The organism is Comamonas sp. B-9, from assembly GCF_000410635.1.
In the GTDB taxonomy this organism is placed as follows: domain Bacteria; phylum Pseudomonadota; class Gammaproteobacteria; order Burkholderiales; family Burkholderiaceae_C; genus Comamonas.
Window position 1 is genome coordinate 1 of record NZ_KE148586.1, and the last position, 208, is coordinate 208.

At 72.1% G+C, this 208-nt stretch carries 1 pseudogene; it reads right to left on the reverse strand.

The features are described 5' to 3' along the window. Positions 1–208: pseudogene (locus H928_RS27790) on the reverse strand (histidine kinase); the annotation flags it as partial.

A 208-nucleotide genomic window follows, 5' to 3' on the forward strand; every position in this document is an offset into this window, starting at 1 on the left:
CCGCATCGGCCTGCGCCGTCTTGCGCATCTGGGCCGCAAAGCCCTGGGCCAGCACCGGCAGCGCATCGGCGCGCGCCACCAGCGCGGCAGCCTCGTACAGCACCGCCAGGCGGGCGCGTTCGGCCTGCAGGTGTTCGGTCTTTTGCTGCACGCGGCGCTCCAGGCTGGCATACAGGTCCTGCAGGCGCACCGCCATGCGGTTGAAGCC